The sequence below is a fragment of the Nitrosomonas sp. Nm84 genome, assembly GCF_003201565.1.
Lineage (GTDB): Bacteria > Pseudomonadota > Gammaproteobacteria > Burkholderiales > Nitrosomonadaceae > Nitrosomonas.
In genome coordinates, this window is record NZ_QJJP01000065.1 from 1 (window position 1) to 3,357 (window position 3,357).

General features: G+C 46.4%; 3 protein-coding genes. All 3 read right to left on the reverse strand.

Going from position 1 to position 3,357, the window contains the following annotated elements:
- Positions 1–46: 46 nt before the first annotated feature.
- Positions 47–1,309 (reverse strand): methane monooxygenase/ammonia monooxygenase subunit B, encoded by a 1,263-nt coding sequence (locus C8R34_RS15975; protein ID WP_110342268.1) that lies wholly within the window; start codon positions 1,307–1,309, stop codon positions 47–49.
- Positions 1,309–2,133: a methane monooxygenase/ammonia monooxygenase subunit A gene (locus tag C8R34_RS15980; RefSeq protein ID WP_110342270.1), complete on the reverse strand. Its 825-nt coding sequence runs from the start codon at positions 2,131–2,133 to the stop codon at positions 1,309–1,311. Before C8R34_RS15980 ends, C8R34_RS15975 begins: the two co-directional genes overlap by 1 nt.
- 181 nt (positions 2,134–2,314) lie before the next feature.
- Complete coding sequence (locus C8R34_RS15985) at positions 2,315–3,124, reverse strand: methane monooxygenase/ammonia monooxygenase subunit C (RefSeq protein WP_110342272.1); 810 nt, start codon at positions 3,122–3,124, stop codon at positions 2,315–2,317.
- Positions 3,125–3,357 lie beyond the last annotated feature (233 nt).

A 3,357-nucleotide genomic window follows, 5' to 3' on the forward strand; every position in this document is an offset into this window, starting at 1 on the left:
CGGCTGTCTTTCGACAGTGGTGTACCGGCATTGATACTAACCTAGCTTATAGCTTGGTGAAGACTGGTATAACTGCTCCAGCAATACTGTTAATATAACGATTGCCTTGCTCATCCCATGTCATCAACAAACCACCAAAGCGGCTTTCCGGATCACCCAACAGAGCCATCAGACGTTGTACTTCCCACAATGCGTCTTTAGCTTCCATCTTAATTTCACGAGTTTCTCCAGGTTGAACGCCTTTGTCACTATCTATTGTCAATCCGGTGGCTACCAGTTCTCTTGGATAGTCCGGATCCAGATGCGATTGACCCAATTTGTTAACAAAACGTACACCCGCTGTGGTGAATTCCCCAATGCTGACTGGTGAGTCACCATTGTTGGTAATTTCCATGGTCACACGCAGTGCACGACCAGGTACGTCATAGTTAGCATGCGTGATTTTGATTGCAACTGGATTCGGTGCAATCGGCATCGGTTCTACTTTCGATTCACCCGCTTGGATCGGTACTGTGTAAGGATGAACGCTTTCAGTATAACGATAGCCTCCCCACACCAGCGCACAGGTCAGTATCGCTACTGCCATACCAACTTTTCTGTCCAGCGGCGATGTCAGTAATTCGTCACCATACGCCAACAATACACGGCTACGTGGCAAGAACATCGGTTTCGCTACAAAGTAGCCGATCCAGAAACAGCCTAAGCCCAACCATACCAAATGCCAGAATATGCCATTGCTAAAGTTGAATGTTTCCAGGTCAATGTTTTTACCAGTCAGTGTCGTGATTGGATTGGTAAAGTCATCCCAGCTGCCTGAGATGTTCATCCACGATGCTGGACCTGCAATAGGACCTGCATCTTTTACGTTCACCATCGCATGCATGTGATGACGGCCTGGAATCCTTGCTTTCAGTTTCACTTCAAATTCATAGTCACGTCCAATTTCCAGCGGACCTGATATGAATGTGGGGTGTCCATTCAGCTTGGTGCTCAAACGTACAAACACCGGACTTGGGCTACCTACGTTAAAAAACGCACGTCCTGGCTTACCTACCGCACGTGGCCAATCTTCTGCCAAGTGAAACTTGCCGGTCATCGTTGCAATGTCATTGACTTTGGTGACCTTTGGCTGCCACTTCATGTCATACCATTGAATACTACGCATACGCAGGAACGGTTCTTGTGAACGTTCACCGTGTGCCGATGCCGTCTTTACGTCTACTGCTAGCGTCATCGCCAGTGATGCCGCTCCAATCGCAGCTCCATACAGGCCTAATACGCCCAGTTTAACAATGCTTTTTATACTCATTATTTGATCCCCTGTGCAAAGCCTTTTTCACCAAACGCTGTTACGTCGTTCTTCATAGAGATGCGTCCTCTTTCGCCTTTAACATAGTAGAAAGCGGTGCAGTACAGTTTGCCAAAGTACCACCATACGCAGAACATCAGCATCGATACGAACGCTGAGAAGAACGCTGCAATCACTGTGGTGTGACCACCGAATGTACGCAGTGAGCCTTGCTCAATTAAGCGAACATATTCCGGTGTACCAGTACGGACATACAGGAACCCTGTGTAGTCAGCTACTGATAACAGTACGCCTTCTACTACCACTGGTAAGTGGGTTGGGCCAAATATCGGCCAGTTACCTGGATAGAAGAACAATCCAAAGAAACCACCGCCTAATAGTGCCGTTACCAGCCAGTTCCCCGTCAGCAACATAATTGTATCCAGCATCAATGCACCAGGAATCATGGTTGATGGCAATACAAAGTTGATTGGGTAATGTGACCACCAGTAAAAGCCCCAGTAGCGGGTCAGCCATTCACCGACCAACAGGCATACGATACACAGTGTCGCGCCAAATGGCAGGCGATAGTTTACCCATAGGTAATACATCAGCGCTGCACAGTACATGATCCCTACAATCGGGGTAACAACCGGCCACCATTGACGGTCTTTCCAGTCAAGCCAGAAATCCCAGTCTCCTGCCAGTAACATAAAGTGCATGTGATATGTTCCGACCAGAAGAATACAGAGAATTGGAAAATAAACTGCATCGATATATCTGGACATCTTCACTGCTTCCGGCGGCATCTTTGCCGCTGCTATAATTTCGTCTGTTCTACTCACTAGACCCTCCCTTCTTTCTTTTCGTGTGATATTAAATATGAAAACTTGACGATTTGCCTTTACTTCCTCTGCCGATAGCCATCGTCAGCCTAAGCTTCGTTTCCATTACTGCAACTCTTTCTCTTTCTCTTTATCATCCCCCTATCCTATAAATGGTGGGGATGATAACTATAAGCCTGAATTAAGGAACAATTCGGTTATTGAGAATTTCTTTGCTTGAGTTATTCCAGATAACGTCGGTCAGGTTCGAGTAACGGGTGATGATCTGTGCTGCAATACCACCTGAGAATAACCCTGCCCAGCCCAGAATCACAAAGCCCCAGTGCAATGGTGCACTGAACAATTCTTCCATGAACCAGAATGCATGACCCCATTCGTTCAAGCCTACGTTTGGCAGAATCATCAATGGACCTGCAATTGCCATCACCAACGGGAACGATGTGCCGCGGCTGTACAGTGGCAGACGGGTCATCGCGTACAGGTATGAAGCTACGCCACATACGATGTACATCGGGAATGAACCGTAAAACACTACCACGTGACTTGGCGTAAAGCTGGTGTCACGAATAATCACTTGGTGCCATGAGGCATCTTGTTCAGTGAAAAAGCTGCCGCCCCAGTAAACACCAAACAAATAAACACCCAGCCACATCAAGAAGTAGAAATAACGTTTGATCTCTAATTTCGGATCAAGGTTATCTAATTGTTCTTTCGTGTCACGGGTCTTCAGTATCCAGCCCCAGGTAATCAGCGCAAATAAAGGCATCAGCGTCATGTGTACTCGCCACAGTCCCATCCACACTTTGTCAAATTCCGGTTCCATCGAGTCCATACCGTGTGAGTATGCAAATGTCCTTTGGTACCAGATCCAAAATATCGCTACCAGCAGCATCGTTAGCATGCCCAGTTTGTAGTACTTCGAATCGTACCACAACGACATGTCGTAGCTTGCGCTCGAACTTGCGCTAGTTGTGCCGTATGTTGTTGCCATGTTCTTACCTCCTAACTGTTAATCAAATGCTTCTCTCATTCCTACTACTGCTTAATACTAATTAATTAGTACTGCTTTGATATATTTTGGCAGTTAAATTAGCCTAGTTTTCTCCCCTAATTTAACTACACTTCTCAGGCTAGTCGACCTTGACCCTTAAAGTCAAGTCATTTGTCATAAATAACACTCCGCCCCTCAAGGAATTTTTACGACTATCCAGCACTTTTCCCTTT

Excerpts from the sequence above, each read along its gene's own strand:
- C8R34_RS15975 (WP_110342268.1), bottom strand. The coding sequence starts at position 1,309 with ATGAGTATAAAAAGCATTGTTAAACTGGGCGTATTAGGCCTGTATGGA.
- C8R34_RS15985 (WP_110342272.1), bottom strand. The coding sequence starts at position 3,124 with ATGGCAACAACATACGGCACAACTAGCGCAAGTTCGAGCGCAAGCTAC.